Source organism: Gemmobacter caeni (assembly GCF_003054195.1).
GTDB lineage: Bacteria > Pseudomonadota > Alphaproteobacteria > Rhodobacterales > Rhodobacteraceae > Gemmobacter > Gemmobacter caeni.
Window position 1 is genome coordinate 35,586 of sequence record NZ_QBKP01000005.1, and the last position, 26,410, is coordinate 61,995.

The 26,410-nt window shown below is 64.7% G+C and carries 18 protein-coding genes; 10 read left to right on the forward strand and 8 right to left on the reverse strand.

The window, feature by feature from the left end; all coding sequences use genetic code 11:
- Positions 1–3 precede the first annotated feature (3 nt).
- Complete coding sequence (gene pbpC / locus C8N34_RS09285) at positions 4–2,040, reverse strand: penicillin-binding protein 1C (RefSeq protein WP_170120549.1); 2,037 nt, start codon at positions 2,038–2,040, stop codon at positions 4–6.
- Entirely contained in the window at positions 2,037–7,475 is a 5,439-nt protein-coding gene (locus C8N34_RS09290) for an alpha-2-macroglobulin family protein (RefSeq protein ID WP_108128660.1), read from the reverse strand. Before C8N34_RS09290 ends, pbpC begins: the two co-directional genes overlap by 4 nt.
- A gap of 180 nt (positions 7,476–7,655) precedes the next feature.
- Here C8N34_RS09290 and C8N34_RS09295 point away from each other — a divergent pair, with 180 nt between their 5' ends.
- Positions 7,656–10,196 carry a hybrid sensor histidine kinase/response regulator gene (locus C8N34_RS09295; protein ID WP_108128662.1) on the forward strand — a complete coding sequence of 847 codons (2,541 nt, stop codon included), beginning with the start codon at positions 7,656–7,658 and terminating at the stop codon, positions 10,194–10,196.
- A 3-nt stretch (positions 10,197–10,199) separates the two neighbouring features.
- Here the strand turns inward: C8N34_RS09295 and yaaA are convergent, their stop codons facing one another.
- From yaaA to C8N34_RS09310, 3 genes are read right to left on the reverse strand one after another with little or no spacing between them, the layout of a single operon-like run.
- Positions 10,200–10,964, reverse strand: a complete 765-nt coding sequence (yaaA, locus tag C8N34_RS09300) for a peroxide stress protein YaaA (protein WP_108128664.1) — start codon at positions 10,962–10,964, stop codon at positions 10,200–10,202.
- A 10-nt stretch (positions 10,965–10,974) separates the two neighbouring features.
- Positions 10,975–13,014, reverse strand: coding sequence for a DNA helicase RecQ (gene recQ / locus C8N34_RS09305; RefSeq protein WP_108128666.1), 2,040 nt, complete (start codon positions 13,012–13,014; stop codon positions 10,975–10,977).
- A 3-nt stretch (positions 13,015–13,017) separates the two neighbouring features.
- On the reverse strand, positions 13,018–13,305 hold the full coding sequence (locus tag C8N34_RS09310; protein WP_054302831.1) for a YggT family protein: 288 nt from the start codon (positions 13,303–13,305) through the stop codon (positions 13,018–13,020).
- A 122-nt stretch (positions 13,306–13,427) separates the two neighbouring features.
- On the opposite strand from C8N34_RS09310, the gene C8N34_RS09315 reads away from it, so the two are divergent.
- The 8 genes from C8N34_RS09315 (at position 13,428) to C8N34_RS09350 (ending at position 21,116) form a co-directional block, all read left to right on the forward strand.
- On the forward strand, positions 13,428–13,964 hold the full coding sequence (locus C8N34_RS09315) for an acyl-CoA thioesterase (protein WP_108128668.1): 537 nt from the start codon (positions 13,428–13,430) through the stop codon (positions 13,962–13,964).
- 70 nt (positions 13,965–14,034) lie between these two features.
- The gene (locus tag C8N34_RS09320; protein ID WP_108128670.1) at positions 14,035–15,399 is read left to right on the forward strand and encodes an MFS transporter; all 1,365 of its coding nucleotides are present in this window, start codon (positions 14,035–14,037) and stop codon (positions 15,397–15,399) included.
- Positions 15,399–16,304, forward strand: coding sequence for a penicillin-insensitive murein endopeptidase (gene mepA / locus C8N34_RS09325; RefSeq protein ID WP_108128672.1), 906 nt, complete (start codon positions 15,399–15,401; stop codon positions 16,302–16,304). Before C8N34_RS09320 ends, mepA begins: the two co-directional genes overlap by 1 nt.
- Positions 16,277–17,164: an esterase-like activity of phytase family protein gene (locus tag C8N34_RS09330; protein WP_108128674.1), complete on the forward strand. Its 888-nt coding sequence runs from the start codon at positions 16,277–16,279 to the stop codon at positions 17,162–17,164. Before mepA ends, C8N34_RS09330 begins: the two co-directional genes overlap by 28 nt.
- A gap of 78 nt (positions 17,165–17,242) precedes the next feature.
- Complete coding sequence (locus C8N34_RS09335) at positions 17,243–17,866, forward strand: queuosine precursor transporter (protein ID WP_108128676.1); 624 nt, start codon at positions 17,243–17,245, stop codon at positions 17,864–17,866.
- 334 nt (positions 17,867–18,200) lie between these two features.
- Entirely contained in the window at positions 18,201–18,623 is a 423-nt protein-coding gene (gene arfB / locus C8N34_RS09340; RefSeq protein ID WP_108128678.1) for an alternative ribosome rescue aminoacyl-tRNA hydrolase ArfB, read from the forward strand.
- Entirely contained in the window at positions 18,620–19,558 is a 939-nt protein-coding gene (locus tag C8N34_RS09345) for a phosphotransferase enzyme family protein (RefSeq protein ID WP_108128679.1), read from the forward strand. The genes arfB and C8N34_RS09345 overlap by 4 nt, the downstream gene beginning before the upstream one ends.
- A gap of 88 nt (positions 19,559–19,646) precedes the next feature.
- Positions 19,647–21,116 (forward strand): inorganic phosphate transporter, encoded by a 1,470-nt coding sequence (locus tag C8N34_RS09350; protein ID WP_108128680.1) that lies wholly within the window; start codon positions 19,647–19,649, stop codon positions 21,114–21,116.
- A gap of 6 nt (positions 21,117–21,122) precedes the next feature.
- Here C8N34_RS09350 and pncB read toward each other — a convergent pair whose 3' ends face one another.
- From pncB to pncA, 3 genes are read right to left on the reverse strand one after another with little or no spacing between them, the layout of a single operon-like run.
- The gene (pncB, locus tag C8N34_RS09355; RefSeq protein WP_054302822.1) at positions 21,123–22,412 is read right to left on the reverse strand and encodes a nicotinate phosphoribosyltransferase; all 1,290 of its coding nucleotides are present in this window, start codon (positions 22,410–22,412) and stop codon (positions 21,123–21,125) included.
- A complete protein-coding gene (locus tag C8N34_RS09360) occupies positions 22,346–24,676 on the reverse strand; it encodes a PAS domain-containing hybrid sensor histidine kinase/response regulator (protein ID WP_108128681.1) in 2,331 nt (776 codons plus the stop codon). Before C8N34_RS09360 ends, pncB begins: the two co-directional genes overlap by 67 nt.
- Before the next feature lie 60 nt (positions 24,677–24,736).
- The gene (gene pncA, locus C8N34_RS09365; RefSeq protein WP_108128682.1) at positions 24,737–25,333 is read right to left on the reverse strand and encodes a bifunctional nicotinamidase/pyrazinamidase; all 597 of its coding nucleotides are present in this window, start codon (positions 25,331–25,333) and stop codon (positions 24,737–24,739) included.
- Between the two features lie 116 nt (positions 25,334–25,449).
- On the opposite strand from pncA, the gene trhO reads away from it, so the two are divergent.
- On the forward strand, positions 25,450–26,352 hold the full coding sequence (trhO, locus tag C8N34_RS09370) for an oxygen-dependent tRNA uridine(34) hydroxylase TrhO (protein ID WP_108128683.1): 903 nt from the start codon (positions 25,450–25,452) through the stop codon (positions 26,350–26,352).
- Positions 26,353–26,410 lie beyond the last annotated feature (58 nt).

Consider the following 26,410-nt stretch of genomic DNA (forward strand, 5'->3'; position numbering starts at 1 on the left):
CCGCTATTTCAGCAGCACCCGGACGCGGGAGGATCGCCCTTCGGCGTCAATCACGCTCAGCGTGACAAAGCCCGCGCCGGGCATCGCCAGCAGCGCCTCGCGGCTGCGCAGGTCTGTCCGCAGTGGCACACCATCCACCATCACCGTCAGCGGCAAGCGCCCGCCGCGCAGCTTCACCAGCAATTGCCCGTCCAGCCGCTCGACCTCCGCGCCTTCCGGCGGGAAGGTGACGACCGGCGCGTCGGCGGTCAGTTCGAACGCGGCGGTGCGGGACCGGAAACGGCGAAGGGGTTGCGGCAGTTCGGCATTTGACACCAGCAGCGTCGCCGGGGGGGCCGGTGGCAGCGGCGTTAGGCTGCGGCTGATCCGACCGATCGCCTGAAACAGCACCGGCGCGGCGGTATCGGCGCCGAAGGCCCCCGGCACTGGCGTGCCATCCGCCCGACCCATCCAGACGCCCACCACATAGCGTCCGTCAAAGCCGATGGCCCAGGCATCGCGGTGGCCGTAGGAGGTGCCGGTCTTGTAGGCCAGCCGGTTCGAGGGCGCGCCAGGCGGCGGCGGCAAACCGGCCAGCACATCGGCCACCTGCCACGCCGCGACCGCCGACATCACCCTTTGCCCCGGCGCACCATCCCCCATGACCCGCAGGGGAAGCGCCACGCCGCCGCGCGCGATGGCGGCGTAAAGCTGCACCATATCGTGCAGCGTCACCCCCACTCCGCCAAGGCTGATCGCCAGCCCCGGCTCGTCCCCCTTCAGCACCGGCGCCATGCCCGCACGGCGCATCCCGGCAATGACCTTGGCCGGACCCAGCGCATCGGTCAGCAGGACGACGGGGATGTTCAGCGACATCTGCAACGCCTCGCGCACCCGCACAGTGCCGCGGAAGATCTTGTCGAAGTTCCGCGGCGCATAGGTGCCGAAGTTGACCGGCTTGTCGTCGATCATGGTTTCGGGATGAGCCAGCCCCTCGTCGAAGGCGAGGCCATAGACAAGGGGTTTCAGCGTGCTGCCGGGCGAGCGGAGCGCCTGCGTCATATCCACGAAGCCCTGCCGCCGGTCAGCCAGAAACCCCGCCGATCCGACCGAGGCGAGAATCTCCCCCGAGCGGTGATCGGCAGCCAGAATGGCGATCTGCAACTGCTCGCCACGCGCCTGCACCGCCTCGCGCGCCAGCGCCTCCAGCGACTTCTGCAATCCCGCCTCGATGGTCAGCTTCAGGCGCGGCACGCCGGGGTTTTCGGCCACCACCCGGTCGGCCAGATGCGGGGCGAGCATCGGTACCGGCTGGCGCCCATCGGGCACCCTTTCGCCCTGCGTCTGGCGCGCCTGCTCGGCGCTGATCACACCATCGCGCAAAGCGCGCTCCAGCACGCGGCCCCGTGCCTCTGCCGCGCGACCGGGGTGGCGGTCGGGACGACGGCTTTCCGGAGCCTGAGGAATGGCGACCAGCAGCGCGGCTTCCGCTGGCGTCAGGCGGCGCGGTTCTTTGCCGAAGTAGGTCAGCGAGGCCGCGCGCAGCCCTTCAAGATTGCCGCCAAACGGCGCGAGGTTGAGGTAGAGTTGCAGGATCTGCGACTTGGTCAGCCGCTGTTCCAGCGCCAGCGCCACCCGCATCTGCCGCAGCTTGCCCGACACCTTGCCGGTGCCACTGTCTTCCAGCAACCGCGCAACCTGCATGGTCAGGGTCGACCCACCCGAAACCACGCGCCCCGACCGGACCGCCTGCGCAACCGCCCGCGCCATTGAACGCCAGTCGACGCCATCATGCTGCCAGAACCGCTTGTCCTCATAGGCCACCAGCATGGCGAGGTAACTCGGGTCCACCTCATCCGGCGTCACAGTCATGCGCCAGCGGCCATCTGCCACGGTATAGGCACGCAGCAGGATGTCGTTGCGGTCCACCACCTCGACCGAGCTTGGCAGGGTCAGCGGCGGCAGATCGGTCGCCGCCACCCAGTCCCGCGCCCGGTCAAGGCCAAAGGCCGCCACCCACAGGGCAGCGACCAGGGCAATGGGCCAGCGCGCGCGCATCACTCGGCAATCGTCACCCGGCCGGTGCCGCTTTGGGCGCGGAAGCTCGGGCGATACATGTCCTCGACCGAGGCGGCGGGATGGGTGAAGCTGCCGGGCGAGACCGCGCGCACGATATAGGCCAGCCGGAAGCTGCCGTTATCGTAACGGTCCACCGCCGTCAGGAAACGATCCTGCCGGAACTCGCTATGCGCGGCCTCGGTTTCCAGGCCCAGCCAGTCCAGTGCATCGACATTGCCGCCACCGATCAGGTTAGGGTTGTCGATCTCGAAACCGGCGGGCAGCGGATCGTTCACCATCAGCCGCGCCTCACCGCGCCCGAAGGGGGTCACCTCCAGCACGGTGACCAGACGGTCGCCGACCTTCAGCCCGTCCAGCGTCGCCGCCTGACCATCCAGCGTGTAATAGCTGCGGCTGATGGAATAGCCGTTGCCAGCCGCCGACAGCGGTTCGGCAGGCACGCCGTAGGTGGTGACCGTCAGGAAGGTCTTCGCGCCGTTGTTCTGTACCTTCACCGGCGCATCGCCATCGGACAACACGCGCACCAGCGGCCCGTCGACGGGCGCCCCGTTCATCGTGACATCCGCCCCTGCCCCGTCAATCAGCGCGTTGGAGGCCAGCAGCGTCCACACACTTTCCTGCGTCGAAAGCGCGCCGGTGGTGGCGATGCGACTGACCAACTCGTCGCGGTTCACCGCCTGCGAGCCGGATTCCACCGCCAGCGTGAGCACCGCCGCCGCGTCGCGCCGGGTGGTGCCGTAATCCGCCCGCAGGATCTGCGCCGTGTCGGGCTTCGCTGCATCCAGCCGCGCCATCGCCTTGCGGAACATCGCATCGGCCCGCGCCGGATCGCCGTAAGAGGCGAGCGCCGCGCCAAGTTGCGCCTGTGCCAGCGGCGTGGCGAAGGCATCGCCCTTCACATCGGCGTAATAGCGCAGATCGCCAATCGCCGCCGCCCCTTCGCGCGCCAGAACCAGCAGCGCATAGGCCAGCGCCTCGCCGCCCTCGTCGAAGTCGGACTGGTAGTTCACCTGATTGCGCAGATTATCCAGCGCATTGCGGAAGGCCAGCGCCGGCACCTCATGCCCTTGCGCACGGGCCCGGCTGAGGAAATCGGTCACATAGGCATCCAGCCACAGGTCGCCGCCCGAATATTCCGGCGCCGACCACAGGCCAAAGGCACCTTCTGCATTCTGGTTCTGCAGGATTTCGGTAATCGCCTGGTCGATACGGAGGTTGATATTCCCGGCCCCTTTCAGCTGCATCGCCTGCGCCACCTGATCAAAGTAGACAAGCGGCAACGCGCGCGAGGTCATCTGTTCGGTGCAGCCATAGGGGTAACGATCCAGCGCCTCCAGAAGCCCCGGCGCATTCAGTCGCGCGATGGGACCGACGGCCAGCGTGGCCTTGGCGGTGCCGGGCATCATCCCGTCGAAGGCAGCGGAATCGAAGGTAAACGCCTGCCCCTTGTCCAGATCAAAGCGGCTGACGCGCGCGATCTCGGGTTCGCCCGATTGCACGGGCAGGGTCAGGGTTTTCACCAGGTCCCTACCTTCCGGCGTGGTCAGCGTGACGGTGATCTTGTCGATCCCCGCCGCGCCCGCAGTCACCGGAATACGGAGGCTGGTCTTCTGCTTCTCGCCAAGGTCGATTTCGGCAGGCACGTTGCCAAGGGTAACACCCTCTCCCGCGACGGCCAGTTTCATCCGCCCGGCCGGGCCGGTGGCATGCACGATTTCCAGCAGCAGGCGGCTTTCGTCGCCGGGGGCCATGAAGCGCGGCAGCGAGGCGGTCACCACCACCGGGTCACGCACCAGCACATCGGCGCTGGACTGGCCGACGCCCTTACCGCTCCAGGCGACAGCCATCACCTTCACGGTGCCGTTGAACGAAGGCAGATTGAAGCTGACGCGCGCCAGACCATCGGCCCCCACCTCGACCGGGCCGGTGAAATAGGCCACCAGTTCTTCAGTGGGGGGTGGGGCTTGCAGCCTTGCCTGCGCGCCCGCATCACCGCCGGAACGCACCTGGCCTTCGGCTCCGTTCAGCCCGTCGATCAGACGGCCATAGACGTCGCGGATGCCGATGCCCAGCTTCTGCTGGCCAAAGTAATAACCCGCCGGATCAGGCGCGGTGAAGCCGGTGAGGTTGAGGATACCCACATCCACCGCCGCAACGGTGACATAGGCGGTATCGCCCTCGGCCAAACCCGCCACCTTCACCGCGATGTCCAGCGGACCGCGCGGCGCAGCCTCGGCCGGGGCCTGCACGGCAACGTCAAGCTTCGCGGCGCCGGGGTCGATGCTGGCATGGGCCAGACCCAGCGCCCGCGCCGGATTGCGGCCAGCCGCCACATCCATCGGCCGCAGAACCGAGGCCGTGACATAAACCCCCGCCCCCCATTCATCGGTCACGGGCAGATCAATCAGGTTCTCGCCTTCGGTCACATTCACCGCCTGCATGGCGATCAGACGGTCAGACATCACCATGACCAGCGCCTTGCCCGCCGCGCGCGGCACCATGCGCAGTTTTGCCGTCTCGCCGGGCCGATAGGCGGGTTTATCCAGTGACAATTCCAGCGTGTCGGGCGTGGCCGTGGCATCGGCGGGGGCATACCAGCCCGCATAGAAGCTGGTCGAGGTTTCGGCAGGTGTACCGTCGATGCGGCTGACCGAAAGCTCATATTCGCCCCATTGTACCGGGGCCGAAACCTCGACCGGCGCCGCTCCCAGATCGACCTCGCCACTGGCAATGCGGGTCCGTGTCGTCACCGGCTCCCAGTTCCAGTTGCCCGAGTAGCTATACCATTGGTAATTGGTCTCGACCCGCGTCAGCTCCCAGGCCGCTTTCATCGGCGTGGCGGCCAGATCGGTGCCGACGCCGATCAGCGCGAAACGCGCCTCAGCGTTTTCCGGCACGGTGCCATCGAACAGCGGCTTCACCCCGATCATCGGCGATACCGGCACCAGCGGGGTTTCCACTCGCCGCTCCACCGGACGGCCCGAGCCTTCGGCGATGCGCAGGGTAAAGCGCGCCTCCAGCGGGCGGCCCGGATCATCTGCTTCGGGCAGCGCGGCGGCAACGGTCGCCTTGCCGGCCGCATCGGTGCGGGTGCCGGAGGCGATCGCCTCCATCCGCGCGTCGAACGGCTGATCATGGCGGCCAAAGACATAGCCGGGCCAGGCAGGCAGACCTTTGGCCGCGCGCAGCAGCACCTCGCCCTCGATCGCCAGATCGGCACCGGGCGCGCCAAACAGGTATTTCGCCTCGACACCGATTTCGGCCACATCGCCGGGGGCGAGCGGGGTATCCGGCAGGGTCAGCGCATAGTCGATGCGTTCCGGCAGGAAATCCTCGACGAGGAAGGTCTGCGTCGCCAGCGGCTTCGCCTCAAGATCGGCATAGACCTGCATCTTCCACACGCCACGCGGCGCGCTGCCCGCGATGGGTTGTGCAAAGACATGGCCGCCCTTACCCCCATCCGTCGCCTGCGCACGGGCGTATTCCACGCCGTCAGGCCGACGATAAATCGCGGTCAGCGGCAGTCCTTCAACCGCCTGCGCACGCGGATCGCGGGTCAGCGCGGTTGCATAGACGGTTTCGCCCGCACGATAGGCGCCGCGATCCGTGGTCAGGAACACATCCACCGGCCCCGCTGCCTCTCGCCCTTCCACACCACGGTCGGACAGGTCGAACTCCGGGTCGGTCAGCGACAGGAAGGCCAGATCCTTGTCGCCATCTTTCGCCACCAGCATCGAGGGCGCCGCCCCGCCGGTGCCGCGCGCCAGCCCGGCGTCAAACCGGGCATAACCTTGCGCGTCAGTCACCGCAGTGCCCAGAACATTGTTGGTCCGGCTCAGCAGTTCGACCGTCACACCTGCCCGTGCCTCGGCACTGGCGAGGCTGCGAATGATGACATGCAGCCCGTCAGTCCCCGAAAGCGAAGTCATGCCAAGATCGGAGACCACGAACCATTGCCAGGCCGCCGGGATGGCATAGGGGTCCACCCCCGGCACCGCCGCCTTCAGCGCATAGATACCGGCGGGCAGGTCATGCAGCGCCTCGGCCAGCGGCAGGCGCGTGGTGACATCCTTGTTCACCTCGCGCACCACGGTGGCGCTACCCTTCCACAGCTCCTCGCCCACTTCACCGGCGAAACCCTGTTCCTGATATTCGGCAATCGGCCAGTCGATATAGCCATTCTGCGCCGCCCGCAGGATGTTGCGGTCGGATACGCGATACAACGCAAGATCCAGCTTGTCGGTATTCACCGTCACCACCGGCAGCGCCGCCTGATCGGTTTTCGGCAACACATAAGCCCGGCCGGGGAAGCGCACCTGCGCCGCGCGGTCGCGGACATAGGCGCTGATCTGCACTGATTTCGCCAGTTCCTGCCCATCGGCCGAGGGCAGGCCCTCGCGGAAGGTGAACTGATAGCGTTTGCCATGGCTGACGCCCTCGACGCACAGCTGCCGCCAGCCACCCGGCTGCACCGTCAGCCCGGTTTCCGGCAGTTGCACGAAGGGGGTGTAATCCAGCCCCGACTCCACCAGATCTTCCGACACATTCACGCAGACACGCGGGCGCGCCGTGTCACTTTGGATATCCGTTTCCAGGATACGGAAGCCGTATTTGCCCGCCGCATTGTCCAGCAGCGCTGCCGTATCGTCCCGCGGCTGGATGGATTGCGCCAGCCGCAGCGCCTTGACCATATCGCCACCACGCCCCTGCGTTTCCATCGCCAGCGCCATCTGCACCAGCGCATTGTGGCGGATCGCGGGTTGCCCGGCCCTCAGATAGGCATTGACCGCCGCTGAAAGCGCCCTTTGGCGCAACGATCCGGCGTCATTCTGGTTCTGGCCCGCCGCCGCCAGCAGAAGCCGCGCATATTCCACCCAGAGGTCAGAACCATCCTCGACGTTCAGCGCCGCACCGACATAGTTCGCGGCCCGCATCGGCTTGCCTTCGGCCTCGTTCTGACGCGCCGCAGCCATGTGTTCCGCCGCCGTCCACTCCCCCGCAGTGTGAAGCTTGCCAAGCCCCTGCGCCTGATCCAGCGCGGCGGCAAGATCGCCGTCGTTCAGGAACGTCAGATCGGCGCGACGGGCAGGAGCATCACGCAGCAGCGCGGCATCGGCCAGAATCAGGCGCCCGGAAATCGCCCCCTGATAAAAGCCAGGCTCGCCCGGCGCCGCCTTCACGAAACACGATCCGTTCCGCGTGTTGAAGGTAAAATTGGTACAGCGGGATTCCGCCATGCAGGCGCGTTCACAGGCGTCCAGAGTCGTATCGAACTGCGATGACAGATCCCCGCCCGGAAGGTCGGCATCCTGCGTCAGCGCGAATCGCTTGGCCGGAACCAGTTCCTGCGCAGACGACAGCCCCGGCAATCCCACGGCAAACACGGCTGCAACAAAGGCAGAGCGAAACAGGCGCATCGGAAAATCCCCCGGAAAACACTTGGGCCTGATGCTGCCACGCCCGGAGGCGCGGTGCAATCGCCGCTTCCGCCTGTTCGCGGTCCGGTCCCGGTTAAGCCTTGCTTTACGATGTTGCGCCAACCTGCCCGAAACCGGCGGAGCCACGATCCCCGGAACGATCTGGATGATGGGTAGCGGATGGAACTGGCGGAACGGCTGGCCAAAGAACGGCGCGGGCGGCTGGCGGCCGAACGGCTGCTGGAACAGAAAAGCAGGGAACTGCACGCCGCCAATGAAAAGCTGGCCCTGCATGCCCGCGCCCTGTCTGACCAGATCGTCGAACAGCGGCAGGTCGTCAGATCCGCCCTGTCGGAGGCTGAGGCCCTGAAGGGCCAGAATCTGCGCTTCCTGACCGATCTTGAACGCGCCCACACCGCTGCCGTCATGGCCGAAAGACGGTTGTGGGATTCGATCAATACGATCCGCGATGGCTTTGCAGTGTTTGATTCCTCGAATCGGCTGGTCGCCGCAAATCGGGCCTATCTGGCGGTCTTCGAATCCGAGGCGATCCCGCCGGGCACCGAATATGCGGAGATTCTGGATACCGTGGCGGAATCCGGGCTGGTCGACATCGGCGAGCATACGGTCGAAAGCTGGCGTGATCACATGCTTGCCCGCTGGGAGGATGATCCGATCCCGCCAATCGTGCTGCAATTCTCCAGCGGGCTCTGGGTGCGGCTGGTCGACCGTCGGGCGCGCGACGGCGATATGGTCAGTCTGGCCGTCGACATCACCGAACAAATGCGCATCTGGGCCGCGATAGAGGCAATTCCCGACGGGTTCGTTCTGTTTGACAGGGAGGACAGGCTGATGGTCTGCAATCAGCATTACCGCGCGCTGTACAGCGAAAGCGCCCCCGCCATGGTTCCGGGTGCCAGTTTCGAGGCGATCCTGCGCTATGGCCTGGAGCACGGCCAGTACCCCGAAGCCATAGGCCGTGAAGACGACTGGATCGAAGAACGGCTGAGCCTGCGCGAATCCGCCAGTGTTGATTTCGAACAGGCCATCGCGGGCGGGCGCTGGCTGCGTGTCATCGACAAGGAAACCCCGGATGGCGGCCGCGTCGGGTTGCGGGTCGATATCACCCGCGCGCGCGAACAGCAGGATGCGCTGGAACATGCCCGCGAAACCGCCGAGGCGGCGGTGCGCGCCAAATCGGCCTTCCTTGCCAATATGAGCCACGAAATCCGCACGCCGATGAATGGCGTCGTCGGCATGGCCGAACTGCTGTGCGACACGCCGCTGAACGATGAACAGCGTCTGTTCGCCGATACCATCCGCTCCTCCGGTGAGGCATTGCTGGTCATCATCAACGACATTCTGGATTACTCGAAGATCGAGGCCGAGCGGCTGACACTGCATCCCGAACCCTTCGATCTGGAGCGGGTGATCCACGAGGTCGCCATGCTGTTGCAGCCGCGCGCGCAGGCCAAGGGCATCGATCTGATGATCGACTACGATATGTTCCTGCCAACCCGCTTTGTCGGCGATCCGGGCCGGTTGCGGCAGGTGCTGACAAATCTTGCCGGCAACGCGGTGAAGTTCACCGAGAAGGGCCATGTCCTCATCCGGGTCGTCGGCCTTGAGGCGGTACCCGGCGCGCAGCAACTTCACATCACGGTCGAGGATACGGGCATCGGCATCGCCGCCGAGAACCTTGACCATATCTTCGGCGAGTTCAATCAGGTGGAAACCGCCGCCAACCGCAAGTTTGAGGGAACCGGGCTTGGCCTCGCAATCTCGCGCCGTCTGGTGGAGCATATGGGCGGCGCCGTCTGGGTCGACAGCGAGCCCGGTCGTGGGTCATGCTTCGGCTTCCGCCTGTCACTGCCGGTCGCGGAATCGGGCGAGGATCATCCCGCCAGCGTCTCGCTGAAACGTGCGCTTGTTGTGGACGACCAGTTCATCAACCGAACCATCCTGGAGCGCCAGCTTGCGACCTGCGGTATGCAAAGCGCCCTGTGCCGCTCTGCGGCCGAAGCCCTGTCCCTGCTGGAACAGGACCGCGATTTCGACGCCATTCTGGTGGACGAAGACATGCCGGAGATGGGCGGGCTTGCCTTCGTCGAACACGCCCGCGCAGCGGGGGTGACGACGCCCGTCTTGCTACTTTCGGCCAATCCGGTTCAGGCGCGGGAACAGGATCGCGACGGACATATCTCGGGCTTCCTGCAAACCCCCATCCTGCGCGCCGATCTTTACCGCAGGCTTCAGGCACTGGCGCCCTTGCCGGCGGCTCCGCCTCCCGCGCCGACGGGACGGCGCCTGATGCGGGTTCTGGCGGCCGAGGACAACCGCACAAACCAGCTCGTCTTCCGCAAGATGGTGCGCGATCTGGCTATAGAACTGATCTTCGCTGACAATGGCCGCGAGGCTGTGGAACTGTTCCAGAGCTTTAAGCCCGATCTGGTGTTCATGGATATCTCGATGCCCGAGATGGACGGCCGAGACGCCGCCCGCGCCATCCGCAGACTGGAAGGGGACCAGCGGCATGTGCCGATCATCGCCCTGACCGCCCATGCCATGGAAGGGGACGAGCAAAGCATCCTTGCCGCCGGGATCGACAGGTATCTGACAAAGCCACTGCGCAGGACCGCGATTTGCGAGGTTCTGGCCCGGTATGCGCCAGAGGACACGCTGCCCGCGCGGACTGATTTGCCCGAAAGCGGGGCAGCCTGAGGCTCAGGCCGTCCTGCGAAAGACCAGACGCGGCCCTTCGGACGCGGATGCATCATGGCGATAGCCGCCTGCGGTAAAGCCGCGTAGGTCCGCCGGGTCGGAGAGGCGGTTCTCCATGATGAACCGCGCCATCGCCCCACGGGCTTTCTTGGCCCAGAAACTAATGACCTTTGCCCCGTCCGCTCGGTCCTCCAGAAAGACCGGGGTGATCACAGGCAGGCGCAACGCGCCAGCATCGACCGCCGAGAAATATTCAACCGAGGCGCAGTTCACCAGAAATCGCGCGCCCGCCTCCTCCGCCGTCGCGTCCAGCGCCTGCGCCAGCCGCTCGCCCCACCAGTCGTAAAGCGAGCCGCCGCGCGGATTGGCAAGCCGCGAACCCATCTCCAGCCGGTAGGGCTCAATCCGGTCGGTCGGGCGCAGAAGACCGTAAAGCCCCGACAGGATACGCAGATGCGTCGTGGCCCAGCGCCAGGCATCAGCATCAAGCTTGCCAGCCTCCAGCCCGGCATAGGTATCGCCCGCAAAGATCAGAGCGGCAGGCGCGCGGTCCTGGGCACCGAAAGCGGCGAAGCGATCCGCATTCAACTCGGCCAGCGCTGGTGAAATCCCCATCAGCCTGCGCAGATCCGCGGGCGTCAGACCACGCGCGATCCGGGCAAGCTCGGCTGCTTCAGCCGCAAACTGCGGATCGGTCGCAGCAAGACCGGCGGGCAGAGCGGGCGGCGCGGGATCGAGACGTTTGGCGGGGGAAATCACAGTCAGCATGAAATATCTTTCAGGCGTCACGGCACAGGGTCAGAAACGCTTCACCAAAGCGTTCCAGCCGCGCGGGGCCAAGATCTCCGGCGCGATCCAGGTCCGACAGGGTAGAAGGCCGTGCCTCGGCGATGCGGCGCAGGGCGCTTTGCGACAGAGACATCGGTTTGCCAGTGCCATCCTCGCCGCGCATCAGCCGCAACTGCGCTTCGGCCAGCAGGTCGAACAGTGCCCCGGCCGGCTGCCCGGCCAGTCGGGCACGAGCCGGATGCACCGGATCGGCCGCACCATTGATGACTGAAAGGAAAGCCGTGCCATAGCTTTCCAGCTTCTTCGCGCCTACGCCGCTGACGCGCGACATCTCGTCCAGCGTCGCGGGGCGGCGTTCTGCCATCTCGATCAGCGTGCGGTCAGGGAAGATGACATAGGCGGGCACGCGCGCAGCCTCGGCCAAAGCACGGCGTTTCGCTTTCAGCGCAGACAGCAGCGGCGCATCCTCTTCCGCCACCAGTGATTTGACCGCTGGCCGCGCGGTGGTCTGCACCGTGTCGCGCCGCAGGGTGATGTTTGCCTCACCGCGCAGGATCGGACGCGCGGCCTCGGTCATGCGCAGGGCGCCAAAGCGTTCGGGATCTGGGCGCAGCAAGTCGCGCCCCATCATCTGACGGAACACCGCACCCCAGCCGGTTTTCGTCAGGTCGCGCCCGACGCCGAAGGTGGGTAGCTGGTCATGCCCCTTCTCGCGTACCTTGGGGGTGTCATTGCCGGTCAGAATATCAATCAGATGCCCGGCACCGAACCATTCACCGGTGCGCAGCACGGCTGACAGTGCCTTACGCACGGGTTCCGTTGCATCAAAAACCTGCGCGGGGCGGTCGCAGATGTCGCAACTGCCGCAAGGCTCTGACGCCTCACCGAAGTAGCCCAGCAGCACCTGACGGCGGCAGCCTGTCGCTTCGGCCAGACCCAGAAGCGCGTTCAGCCGGGCGTGATCGGCCTCTTTCCGGTCGGCGGGGGCGGGGCTTTCGTCAATCTGCGACCGGCGGAGGCGGATATCATCGGGGCCGTAAAGCGTCAGCGTCTCGGCCGGGGCACCGTCACGCCCGGCGCGACCGATTTCCTGATAATAAGCCTCGATCGACTTCGACAGGTCAGCATGCGCGACCCAGCGGATGTCAGGCTTGTCGATCCCCATGCCAAAAGCGATGGTGGCGCAGACGATCAGCCCGTCCTCCTGCTGAAACCGCACCTCGACGCTTCGGCGGTCCTCGGCATCCATGCCGCCGTGATAATAACAGGCCGCATGTCCTGCCTCGCGCAGCGCCTGGGCCAGCACCTCGGTCTTGGACCGTGTGGCGCAATAGACGATGCCGGATTGCCCCTTCCGCGCCCCCGCGAAATCAAGGATCTGGCGACGCGGGCTGTCCTTCACGGCGAAAGCCAGATGGATATTGGGCCGGTCAAACCCGCGCAAGAAGGTAGCAGGCGCCTCCCCCCCGAACAGCCGCGTCACAATCTCGGCGCGGGTTTCCTCGTCCGCTGTGGCGGTGAAGGCGGCCAGCGGCACATTCAGCGCACGTTTCAGCTCGCCGATGCGCAGGTAATCGGGGCGGAAGTCATGGCCCCACTGGCTGACGCAATGCGCCTCGTCCACCGCGATGAGATTGGTGCCGACCCGGCGCAAGAGCGCAGTGGTGCTGCCGGAGGCGAGCCGTTCCGGCGCCATATACAGCAGCTTCAGCCGTCCTTCATCCAGCGCGCGGAACACCTCTTCGGTTTCCTCGTCGGTATTGCCGGAGGTCAGCGCCCCGGCTTCCACCCCCGCCTCGCGCAAGCTGCGCACCTGATCGCGCATCAGGGCGATGAGCGGCGAGATGACGACCGTGACACCCTCGCGGCACAGCGCCGGAAGCTGGAAGCACAGCGACTTGCCGCCGCCGGTGGGCATGATGGCCAGCGTGTCGCGGCCTGCCAGCACCGCCTCGACGATCTCTTCCTGACCGGGGCGAAAGGCCCCGTAGCCGAAGACCCTCGCCAGAAGCTCGCGCGGGTGTTGCATGGATCAGTAGAAAGAGGCGGCGTTGTTGATAATGACGATGCGCAGCGCGTAGATGCCCAGAAGCACGATGAGCGGCGCGAAGTCGATGCCCGACATCGCGGGCAGGATGCGGCGCACCGTGCCGTAAACCGGCTCCAGCAGGCGGTTCAGGCCATACCACAGCTGCGCGACCAGCGGCTGCCGGGTGTTGAGCACCTGAAAGTTGATCAGCCACGACATGATGATATGGGCGATGATCACCCACTGCGCCACGTCAAGCAGCAGGAGCAGGATTTGCAGAATGGAAACCATGGTGCCCTCACAAGCTGTTGTGGTCTAGGTAACGCGATGACCCTAGGGGAGCAAGCCTTTCCGCAGCGTTCCGCTTGACCCTGTGGATGACGCGCGGCAGGCCACGGGGACAGGAGGCGCCCATGTATCCCTATGCCCGACTCGCCAAGGAAATCGTGAAGTTCCGCAATGCCCCCACCCTGGGGATCTTCGACACCCATGTCAGCACACATCGCATCTGGCCTTGGGATATCGACCCGTGGATGGAACTGAACAACGGCCGCACGCTGACGCTGTTCGATCTGGGCCGGGTGCCGCTGGCCATCCGCACAGGGCTGGTGCGGGTGGTGCGCGAACAGGGCTGGGGCATGGCGGTGGCAGGCAATACCACACGCTATCGCAAGCGGGTCACGACATTCCAGCGCGTGACGATGCATTCGCGCTGCGTGGGCTGGGATGCGCGGTTCATGTATCTGGAACAAAGCATGTGGCGGGGCGATGACTGCACCGGCCAGATGCTTGCCCGATCAGCCTTCACCTCCAAAGCCGGGATGGTGCCGCCCGCGCGCGTGCTGGAGGCGATGGGCCAGCCCGTCGAAAGCCCGCCTCTGCCCCAATGGGTCGCCGCCTGGATCGCGGCGGATGCCACCCGCCCCTGGCCACCGGAACGGCACGGCTGACTGCATCGGAGGGGTTGCCAGCCGATAGCCTTTCAGGCTTGATCGGCCCGAACAGGCAAAGGGGACAGCCATGGTCAGCGCGAAGAAACGCATCTGGGGCTGGTTTTTCTTTGACTGGGCCAGCCAGCCCTACAACACCTTGTTGCTGACCTTCGTCTTTGGCCCCTATTTTGCGGAAGTGGCGAAAAGCTATTACCTGACCCAGGGCCTTTCGGCCGAGGCGGCGGGCGCACAGGCACAAGCTTTCTGGGGCTATGGTCAAACCATTTCCGGCGTGCTGATCGCCCTGCTGGCCCCGGTTCTGGGTGCCATCGCCGATGGCTCCGGTCGCCGGATGATCTGGATCTGGGTATTTTCCGCCTTCTATGTCATCGGCTCGTGGGGCCTTTGGTATCTGCCCCCCGAAATGCCCGACCTGACGATGGCGATGATGTTCTTCGGGCTGGGCCTGATCGGCATGGAGTTTGCCACGATCTTCACCAATTCCCTGATGCCCAGCCTCGCCGATCATGAGGAGATGGGAAAGATTTCCGGCTCGGGCTTCGCTTTCGGCTATCTGGGCGGGATCATTTCGCTGGTGATCATGCTGCTGTTCCTTGCCGAAAGCGGCGTCACCGGCAAGACGCTGATCGGACTGGACCCGGTGCTGGGGCTGGATGCAGCCAGCCGCGAGGGCACCCGCGCGGTCGGGCCCTTCACCGCTCTGTGGTATATCGTCTTCATGGTGCCCTTCTTCCTGTGGGTGCGCGAAACACCCGGAACTGGCACAGGTCAGCCGGTGAAGGCCGCGCTGGCCGATCTGGGACGGCTGCTGAAGACCCTGCCCAGCCGTCAGAGCCTGTTCGCCTATCTCATGTCTTCGATGTTCTACCGCGACTCGCTGAACGCGCTTTACGGCTTCGGCGGGGTCTATGCCTCGGGCGTACTGGGTTGGAGCGTCACGCAAATCGGCATTTTCGGCATCATCGGCGCCATTTCTGCCAGCCTTGCCACCTGGATCGGCGGCAAGCTGGATGCCGCGCGCGGGCCAAAGCCGGTGATCGTGATGTCGGTCTGGGTGCTGATTGTCGTCTGTGCCGTCATCGTCGGCATGTCACGCGAACAGATCTTTGGCATTCCCTTCGCAGAAGCGTCCGGCACACCGGATATCATCATGTATCTCTGCGGTATCCTGATCGGCGCGGCGGGAGGCACGGTTCAGGCCGCCTCGCGCACCATGATGGTGTTTCACACTACCCCCGAACGCGCGACCGAGGCCTTTGGCCTGTTCGCCCTGTCGGGCAAGGCCACATCCTTCATCGCACCCTTCGCCATCGCCGTCGCCTCGGACATCAGCGGATCGCAGCGCATTGGCGTCGCCCCGCTGATCGGGCTGTTTCTCATCGGCCTCATTCTGCTAATCTGGGTGAAACCGAATGGTGAACGGGCAGTCTGATGATCCGCAAGATGTTTCTGGCCAGCCTGCTGGCCGCCGCAAGCCTTTCCCTGGGCGCAGCACCCGTCAGCGCCGAGAAACTGGCGAACAAACTGTTCGGCGCGAAAGATGCGCCGTCGCAACAGGCGCCCATGCCCATCGGGTCTTACGCGCGGGGCTGTGCGGCAGGACTTGTGGAGCTGCCCGAAACCGGCCCGACCTGGCAAGCCATGCGTCTGTCGCGTGGCCGGAACTTCGGCCAGCCGGAAATGATTGCCTTCCTTGAGGATCTGTCGGCGCAGGTATCCCGCATCAATGGCTGGGCCGGACTATACATCGGCGACATCAGCCAGCCACGCGGCGGCCCGATGATCAGCGGCCATGCCAGCCACCAGATCGGGCTTGATGCCGATATCTGGATGCTGCCTCCCAAGCGGCTGAACCTCAGCCGGGCGGATCGGGAAAAGATCAGTTCGATTTCGGTGCGCTCTGCCGATCAGCGCAAGATCACCACGAACTGGACGGCACAGCATGCGGCGGTGCTGAAGGCCGCCGCCTCTGACCCGCGCGTGGATCGTATCTTCGTGACGCCGCCGGTGAAGATCGAGCTTTGCCGCACCGCCGGTCGCAAGGACAAGGACTGGCTTCAGAAAATCCGCCCCTATTGGGGGCATGACACGCATTTTCACGTCCGGCTGAAATGCCCGCGTGGTGCCACGGCCTGCGAGACGCAGAAACCCACAGTGGCCGAACTGTCCAATGGTGGCGATGGTTGCGACGACAGCCTAACCTGGTGGGTGACCGCCGCGCTGGAGCCGCAGCCGAAAAAGCCCAAAGACCCGAATGCGCCGAAAAAGCGCGGGCCGCGTGAATACACGATGGCCGATCTGCCCAAGCAATGCGCCGCCGTTCTGTCATCACGCTGATCCTCGCCTGCGGGCTCGCCCTTGAAGGCAGCGCCAGCCCGACCGAGGCGCCCGGCCATATCGGACGCTTCGTCTGGCGGTCGGATGATCCGCGCATGGGCGGCATGTCGGGGCTGGAGATCAGCGACGAGGGTCTGCGCTTTACCGCCCTGTCAGATCGCGGCGGCTGGACTTCGGGCCGTTTGCTCCGCGATGGGTCCGGCCGGATCACCGGGATCGAGGCCGCGCCGGTGCAGCCGTTGCGCGGCAAGGGCAAAGAACCGCTGGCCGCTGGCCGCAATGACAGCGAGGGCCTCGCCATCGCCCCGGATGGCACCGCCTATGTGTCGTTCGAAGGAGTGGCGCGGGTCTTGCGCTATGCCCGGATGGGCGCCGGGGCCGAAAACCTGCCGACGCCGCCCGCCTTTGCGAAGATGCAGCGCAACTCCTCGCTGGAGGCGCTGGCCATCGGGCCGGATGGCACGCTTTACACCATGCCAGAAAGATCGGGGCGCGAGGACAGGCCATTTCCGGTCTGGCGGTTTCGCAACGGTGGCTGGGATCAGCCCTTTACCATCCCGCGCGAGGGTTCTTTCCTGCCGGTCGGTGCCGATTTCGGGCCGGATGGACGGCTTTACCTGCTGGAGCGCCAGTTCCGCGGTCTGATGGGCTTTGCCTCCCGCGTCCGGCGCTTCAACGTGACCGGCAACCAGATCGACAGCGGGGAAACCGTGCTGCAAACCCGCGCCGGGCAACATGACAATCTGGAGGGCATTGCCGTCTGGCGCGATGCGCAGGGCATCCGGCTGACGCTGATTGCGGACGACAATTTCCGCTTCTTCCAGACCACCGAAATCGTCGAATACCGCCTGCCGGATTGACTCGCGCAGCGTCCGGGCGTAACGGAGCGGCCTGCCCGAAGGGCCAAGTCTCCGCGACCTTGTAAAAACGGATATCACATGTCGAAATCCCTCCTGCCCGGCGTTCTCGCCATGGCGGCCACTGTCGTGGCTTCCAACATCCTTGTGCAATACCTGCTTGGCCCCTGGCTGACCTGGGGCGCACTGACCTACCCCGTTGCCTTTCTGGTGACCGACCTGACCAATCGCCTGCATGGCGCCGCTGCTGCGCGCCGCGTCGTGCTGGTGGGCTTTGTCGCTGGAATCCTGTGCTCGCTGATCGGTTCGCAGATCATGGGAGAATTCGGGCCGCTGGTTACCCTGCGTATCGCAATCGGCTCGGGCGCTGCTTTCCTTGCCGCACAACTGACCGACATCGCTATTTTCAACCGCCTGCGCGCGGGAAGCTGGTGGCGCGCGCCGCTCGTCTCCACGCTGTTCAGTTCCAGCCTTGATACAGCGATCTTCTTCACCACCGCCTTCTCCGCCAACCTCACCTTCATCGAGCCCGCGAACGATGTGTCCTGGGCTGGCGAAGTGCTGCCGATCCTGGGTTTCGGACCGCAAGCCCCGCTGTGGGTTTCGCTCGCCGTCGCCGACTGGATGGTCAAGCTGGCACTGGCAGCTGTTGCACTTGTGCCATTCCGCATCATTGTCGGAAAGTTGACTCTACGTCCGGTATAAAACCTTTTGACAAAGCCCAGATCTGTGTCACGCTCCCTATATCGGCAATCTTTTGAAAGGAGGTGATCCAGTGTCTAGAGTGATATTGGAGAGAGGTGTCGGGACAGTCAGGAGGAGCGATATTTAAGGGCAACCCCTTGAAAATCAATCCTATGATTGGGCTTGAAACCTAACTGGCCCATCTCCTTGGAACTCGGAAAGGGTCGCCGATTTAAGGCGGCCCTTTCTCGTTTCCGACGCCGGAATTACCAGCGTCGGGCACCCCCCTGAATATCGTTTCGTCAGGTCGCTATTTCCCTCTTTTCCAGACGGTCAAAGCCGCTAATCTCGCGCCATGCTGCGCATCACCGAGACAATCTCCATCGCCGACTGGGAGCTTTCAGAAAGCTTTTCCCGGTCCTCCGGGCCGGGCGGGCAGAATGTGAACAAGGTGGAAACTGCGGTGGAACTGCGGTTCGAGGCAGAACGCTCGCCCCACCTGACACCTGCGGTGAAGGCGCGGCTGAAGCGCATCGCCGGGCGACGCTGGACCACGGAAGGCGCCATCGTGATCCGGGCAGAGGAAACCCGCAGTCAGGCCCGCAACCGCGAACTGGCCGAGGCGCGCCTGGTCGAAATGATCCGTCAGGCGTTGGTCGCCCCCAAGCGGCGCATCGCCACCAAGCCGACACTGGGCAGCCAGCGGCGGCGGCTGGCAGCCAAAAGCCAGCGTGGTGAAGTGAAGGCCCTGCGCGGCCGGGTGGAGGGCGAGGAATGACCGAAGCGGAAGAGGCGGCGGCGCTGTGGGGCGCGCGCATCCTGCATGAATTGCGCAACCGCGAGAATGCGGTATACGCCATCGCCCTGCCCGATGGCGCGCAAGCCGCCCTGCGCCTGCATCGCACCGGCTATCAGAACCCGGCCGCCATCCGCTCGGAACTGTGGTGGTGTGCTGAACTGGCAAAGGCAGGCGTCGCGGTGCCTGCCCCCGTCGCCTCTGCCAGCGGTGCAAGTCTTCACCAGTTACAAGGCGGACGCCTGGCTTCGGTCATCTCCTGGGTTGAAGGCGCTCCCTTCGGCGAAGCACTGGTGCCGCTGACCGGCACCGCCGCAGAACAGACAGCGCGCCATCATGCGCTTGGGCGTCTTCTGGCCGAAGTGCATGACGCCACCGACCGGCTGACGCTGCCGCCTGATTTCACCCGCCCACGTTGGGACATCGACGGCCTGACAGGCGAGACCCCGCTTTGGGGCCGCTTCTGGGATCATCCCGCGCTGTCGGCCACAGAGGCGGCACTGCTGCGCCGCGCCCGCGATCTGCTGCGCGAGCGTCTGACCGATCATGCCCGGCACAGCCAGCCCGGCCCGGTTCATGCCGATGTGCTGCGCGAGAATATCCTCGTTTCCGGCGACCGGCTTTCGCTGATCGACTTCGACGACAGCGGGATTGGCTTCCGGCTTTACGACCTTGGCACCGTTCTGTCGCAAGACCTTTATGAGCCGCAGCACCCCGCTTTGCAGGCGGCCTTGATCGAAGGCTACGGCAGCCTTCGGCAAGATGATTTCAATATGGCGCCACTGTTCACATTGGCGCGCGTGCTGGCTTCGGTCGGCTGGGCGATGACCCGTCTTCCTGCCGATCACCCGGTTCACCGCAGTCATATTGCCCGCGCGACGATGTGGGCCGACCGCCAGCTTTCCGCAGGAAACTGACCAAAACATCAGGAATAAACCGGGAATCGGTTGCCCGCCCGCAGTGGCCGGGCTATGCGCAGCGCGTGTAACAGGCCGATGACGGAACATGCCACAATTTCAGCAGAACAAGTGGAAGACGCTCGACAAGGATCTGTCCCGCCTCGTGGTGCTGGAGCAGGCAACCGTCTTCCTGTCCCGGCCCCTGATTGCGGTCGGCATCGGCCTCGCGTTCATCGCCCTGTGCGCCATTGCGGCGGCCATCCTGACCGGCGGGGCACCCAATTCTGTCATCATCATCACGGCGGCGGCCTTCGGCGCGTATATGGCACTGAACATCGGCGCCAATGATGTTGCCAACAACATGGGGCCTGCGGTCGGCGCCAATGCCCTGACCATGGGCGGCGCCCTGATTATCGCCGCCGTATTCGAAACGGCGGGTGCGCTGATCGCGGGCGGAGATGTCGTGTCCACCATTTCGGGCGGGATCGTGGCGCCTGAAGCTGTGGCCGACCCGCAGACCTTTATCTGGGCCATGATGGCCGCACTGATCGCCGCCTCGCTCTGGCTGAACCTTGCAACCTGGTTCGGGGCGCCGGTCTCGACAACCCATGCCATTGTCGGCGGCGTGATGGGTGCGGGCGTTGTCGCCGCCGGTTTCGGCGCTGTGGACTGGGGCAAGATGGGGCAGATCGCGGCAAGCTGGGTGATCTCGCCTATTCTCGGGGGTGTCATCGCCGCAGGCTTCCTTGCCTTCATCAAATCCCGCATCAATGATGTCGAAGACAAGCTTGGCGCGGCGCGGCTGTGGGTGCCTGTGCTCATCGGGATCATGGGTGGCACCTTCACCACCTATCTGGCCGTCAAGGGCCTGAAAAAGCTGTTCTCGGTCTCGATGCCCATGGCCCTGCTGCTGGGACTTGCGGTCGGAATCGCAGCGGTTGTGATCACCCGCCCGCTGATCCGGCGCAAATCCGCAGGGATGGAGAACCGCAAGAACTCGCTCAAGGTGCTGTTCTCGATGCCGCTGGTCATTTCGGCCGCGCTGCTCTCCTTCGCGCATGGCGCCAATGATGTGGCCAATGCAGTTGGCCCGCTGGCGGCCATCGTCCATGCGGTGACCGATCACGCCACCTCCGACAAGGTGGGGATTCCGCTCTGGGTCATGCTGATCGGCGCAGCCGGGATTTCCTTTGGCCTGACCCTGTTCGGGCCCAAGCTGATCCGCATGGTGGGCACCGAGATCACCAAGCTGAACCCGATGCGCGCCTATTGCGTCGCCCTGTCCGCAGCGATCACGGTCATCGTGGCAAGCTGGCTTGGCCTGCCGGTCAGCTCCACCCATATCGCTGTCGGGGCGGTGTTCGGCGTCGGCTTCTACCGGGAATGGCATGCCGACCGGAAAGCCCGGCGGACTGGCATCATCAAGGGCAAGCCCGTCCCGCCGGAAGAACGGTCGCGCCGCAAGCTGGTGCGCCGCGTCCATATCCTGTCCATCGGGGCAGCCTGGGTTGTCACCGTGCCGCTGACCGCGCTGCTGTCGGCGCTGATCTTTGTGATGCTGCGTCTGCTGACCTGACCTGCGTCAGACCAGCAGATCCTGCGCATCCTGATCACGGACATCGAAGACCCGCTTGTAGCGGGCCACTTCCTCTGCGGGGCCCATCGCCTTGTTCGGGTTGTCGGACAGCTTCACCGTGGGCCGCCCATTCGCGCTGACCGCCTTGCAGACAAGGCTGAACGGGGCCAGACGGTCCCCTGCCAACCCCCGGAAATCGTTGGTCAGCATGGTGCCCCAGCCGAAGGATACTTTGACCCGCCCGACGAAGCGGGCGTGGAGCTCCTCGATCTTTTCGACATCCAGCCCGTCCGAAAAGATCACCAGTTTGCGGGTCGGATCTTCCCCCCGCTCCTTCCACCAGCGGATCGCCATTTCGGCCGCCCCCGCCGGATCGCCCGAGTCGATGCGGATACCAGTCCAGGTCGTCAGCCAGTCCGGCGCATGTTTCAGAAACCCTTCCGAGCCGAAAGTATCGGGCAGAATGATCCGCAGATTACCGTCATGTTCGTCATGCCAGTCCGCAAGAACGCGATAGGGCGCCTGAGCCAGTTCGGCATCACTTTCTGCCAGTGCGGCATAGACCATGGGCAGTTCATGGGCATTGGTGCCGATGGCCTCGATGTCGCGTTTCATCGCGATACGGCAGTTCGAGGTGCCGATGAACGCATCGCCCAGACCTTCCTGCATCGCCTGCACGCACCAGTCCTGCCACAGGAAGCCATGACGCCGCCGCGTGCCGAAATCCGCGATCTTCAGCCCCTCGATCCGCCGCAGCCGCTCGATCTTTTCCCACAGGCGGGCCATGGCCCGTGCGTAAAGCACCTGAAGCTCGAACTTGCCCATGTCGCGCAGCACCGCACGCGAGCGCAGTTCCATCAGCACGGCAAGCGCCGGGATTTCCCACAGCATGACCTCGGGCCAGCGGCCTTCGAAGGTCAGCTCATATTGGCCATCCCGCTTTTCAAGATGGTAGTCGGGCAGGCGCATCCCTTCGAACCATTCCATGAAATCGGGGCGGAACATCTGGCGTTTGCCGTAAAAGGTATTCCCCCGCAGCCAGGTGCTTTCCCCGCGGCTGAGGCTCAGCGAGCGGACATGATCCAGCTGTTCCCTCAGTTCGCCCTCGTCGATCAACTCGGCGAGGCGGATGGATTTGGTGCGGTTGATCAGGCTGAACACCACCGTCGTGTCCGGCTTGTTGCGGAAGATCGACTGGCACATCAACAGTTTATAAAAATCCGTATCGATCAGCGAACGGACGATCGGGTCGATCTTCCAGTTGTGGTTGTGGACCCGTGTTGCGATATCGACCATGACGCCTCTCCCTTTGCGCCCATGTCTAAGGCATCGGCGGGGGAAACGTCAAAACCCGTATCGCCATGATGCGCCACCTGGGTCAGCAAATCATACAGTTCCCGGCGTACCAGTGGCTTGGACAGCATGCCATCCATCCCGGCCGCTACCACGGCCGCCCCTTGCTCACCCTCTGAAAAGGCCGTCTGGGCCACGATTTTGCAACGCGGCAGGCCCGTTGCTGCTTCATATGCGCGGATTGCCCGTGTCGCAGCCAGACCATCCATGCCGGGCATCGACAGATCCATCAGCACCAGATCCGGCGGGTCCGCCTTGTACTGGCGCAGCGCCTCGGCACCGTCGCGGGCGGTAGTGACCCGGGCGACACAACGCTCCAGCAGCTTGTGGACAATCATCAGATTCGTAGCATTGTCTTCCGCGATCAACACATGCAGCCCGGTCCGGGGCGCGGCCCCCTGCCCGACTGCCGGTGTCATCAGCATGGCCCCGGTCGCCCGCCGCAAATGCAGCGTCAGGGTAAAGACCGACCCTCGGCCCGGCAGAGCGGCGACCGTGATATCCCCACCCATCTGTCGTGCCAGGAGGCGCGAGATCGTCAGACCCAGCCCCGATCCGCCGAACCTTCGGGAAATGCTGCTGTCAGCCTGGGTGAAACTGTCGAATATGGTCTCCAGCCGCTCGGGCGCAATGCCAATGCCGGTATCCTCGACCTCTATCTGCAGCCGGTCCGCCTCGGGACCGGGCTGGCAATCCAGCCTCACGATGACAAAGCCCTGATCGGTGAATTTCACCGCATTGCCCAGCACATTCAGCAGCATCTGGCGTATCCGCCCGCCGTCCCCAAGATGGCGTGGGAGGTGGTCAGGCTGCACAATCCGAAGCGCTATCCCCTTCTTCGCGGCAGAGGGGCGCAGCAGATTAACCACACTTTCCACGCCCGCGGCGACCGAGATTGGCTCGGTCAGCAGATCGGATTTTCCGGCCTGCAATTTTGACAGATCCAGAACATCATTGATGATCGTCACCAAGGCCCGTCCGGATTCGATGATCGTATCCAGATAATCCCGCTGCTCGGGGTCCAGCGCCGTATCGCCCAGCAGGTCTGCCATTCCGATCACGCCATGCAGCGGGGTGCGGATTTCATGGCTCATCGTCGCCAGAAACTGCGATTTTGTCCGTGCGGCAGCCTCTGCTGCCTCGCGCGCCGCAGCGAGTTCAGCGGCATGCAGGCGCGCCTCGGTCACGTCGCGTTCCACCGCGATGAACACCTCGGCCCGGCCCCCGGCATCCAGAACCGGCGTCAGCGATACATCCATCCAGAGACGCTGACCATCCTTGCGCCGGTTCTGAAGCTCCAGCCGCACCGGCTGCGCCACATCATAGGCCCGCCGCAGGCGCGCCAGATCTTCGGCCCGCGTCTCGGGCGCATTCAGCAGATCGCCAGGCTTGCGACCAAGCGCCTCCTCAAACGTGTATCCGGTGATGCGGGTAAACGCCGGATTAACCCATTGGATGCTGCCATCCGCCCCCGTGAACACCACGCTGTCACCCGCATGCTGCGCCACAAGCGCAAGCCGGGCCGATTTGCGCGCGGCCTCTGCCAGCGCCTCGCGCGACTGGCTCAGCGCAAGCTGTTCATCCAGAAGCGCGCGTTCGAAGCGGCCCCGTTCGTGCCGCCCTTTCTCGACCGCGCGAATGAACAGCGCGGTGCTGTAGCCAAGAATGAGGATCGACAGGATCAGAAACAGACTGTCAGGGCCGTGCTGCGACAGCAGGTCAACCATCAACGCAACAGCAGACACACCATACACGCCCAGACGCGCCGCGCCGCCTTCAGGGAAATGGTGCCGAACCAGACCTGCATTCAGGATGGCCGACATCAGGAAGACGGCGGCAAAGACCTGCGCCCCGATCAGCGGGATCACATGCCAGCAGAGCGCAATGCAGCCAGAAATTGTCAGCGCCTGAAACCCGGCAGAAGCTGTCGCCAGCCTGCGCAGCCCGGGCGGAATACGGTCGGGGCAGCACCGCAGGATCAGCCGCAGCACCAGACAATCCACCGCTTCGCCGCCCAGCGCCAGCGCGATGCTCGCCGGGGCCATCCAGGTAGCGCCAAGCGCGCCAATCACTGCGGCGCCAATTACGGTCATCGTCTGACGCACCAGAAAGGTGCGAACCCGCCCACGCGCATAGCGGCGGAACAATCCATCGGGGCTGTTCCGTTTTATGAAGCTTTCGCGCGCATCGGCGACTGCCGTATCCATCCCAACGCCCTGCAGATTTCCCGCACAGGCTAGATGCCGGACCTTAACAGACCGTGTGCATCAGACGAGTTTCACACCCGCATTCCGCATCTGCTCCAGCGCTGCAGCCAGCGAACCGTCGAGGTCGATCCCCCGGCAGGCAGAAAGCCTGACCTTCACATCGAACCCGAGCCGCACAGCATCCAGAGCCGAATAGGCCACGCAGAAATCCGTCGCCAGCCCAACCAACGTCAGATCCGTAGCCCCGCGCGTGCGCAAATAGCCCTCCAGCCCAGTTGGCGTCGTGTGGTCATTTTCGAAGAACGCCGAATAGCTGTCGATCCCGGTGCGAAAGCCCTTGCGGATCACCAGATCGGCGGCATCGGCATTCAGCCCGGCATGAAAGCCCGCCCCGGCGGTGCCCTGCACACAATGCACCGGCCACAACACCTGAGGACCATAGGGCATCTCGACCATGGAGAATGGCGAAGTGCCCGGATGATTGGCGGCGAAGCTCGCATGATCCGCCGGGTGCCAGTCCTGTGTCAGCACACGCACGGAGTAATCGGCCAGCATCGCGTTGATCTCGGGCACGATCTCGTCGCCCCCTGCAACCGCCAGCGCGCCACCGGGACAGAAATCGTTCTGGACGTCGATCACGATCAGGGCCTCGGTCATGGCTGGTCCTCTTTCACTGCTGCCCCTCTTGCGTAAGGCCGCCCGCAGCTTGCGTCAACGCCGCACCCCTGCGCGCGGCTCTTGCCAGCCAGGGGGCGCTGACCTATGCCCGTGCCATGATCACCATTGCAGCGCTCTACCACTTCACCCGCTTCCCCGATCCCGCTGCACTGCGCGCGCCGCTCTTTGCACTGGCCGAGGCGCAGGGCATCAAAGGCTCGCTCCTGCTGGCGCAGGAAGGGATCAACGGCACGATCGCCGGTTCCCGCAGCGGGATTGACGCGATGCTGGCCCATATTCGCGCCCTGCCCGGCTGCGCGGATATGGAGCACAAGGAAAGCCACGCCGAAACCATGCCCTTCGGCCGCATGAAGGTCCGGCTGAAGCGCGAGATCGTCACCATGGGGCAACCCGATGTCGACCCGCGCGCCCGTGTCGGCCATTACGTCGCGCCCGCAGACTGGAACGCGCTGATCAGCCAGCCCGATGTCGCGGTGATCGACACCCGCAACGATTACGAGGTCGCCATCGGCACCTTCCGTGGCGCCATCGACCCGCAGACCGCCAGTTTCCGCGATTTCCCCGCATGGTGGGAGGCGAACAAGGATCGCTTTCACAACAAGCGCATCGCAATGTTCTGCACAGGCGGTATCCGCTGCGAGAAATCAACGAATTTTCTGCTGGCGCAGGGCGTGGAAGAGGTCTTCCACCTCAAGGGTGGCATCCTGAAATACCTGGAGGACATGCCCGAGGATCAAAGCCTCTGGGATGGTCAGTGCTATGTCTTTGACCAGCGCGTCAGCGTGGGTCACGGCCTCGTTCCGGGCGGGCTTGCCACCTGCCACGCCTGCCGCCGCCCGCTGCAACCCGAGGATCTGTCCCGCCCGGAATACGAGGAAGGCGTCTGCTGCCATCACTGCGCGAATGAATATTCCGAGGCTGACCGCGCCCGCTTCCGCGAACGCATGCACCAGATGCGCCTGGCCGAGACGCGCGGCACCCGGCACCTCGGCGGCTGATCTTTTATCTTGGTGAAAATATCCTCGGGGGTGAATTGGCCGCAGGGCAAGAGGGGGC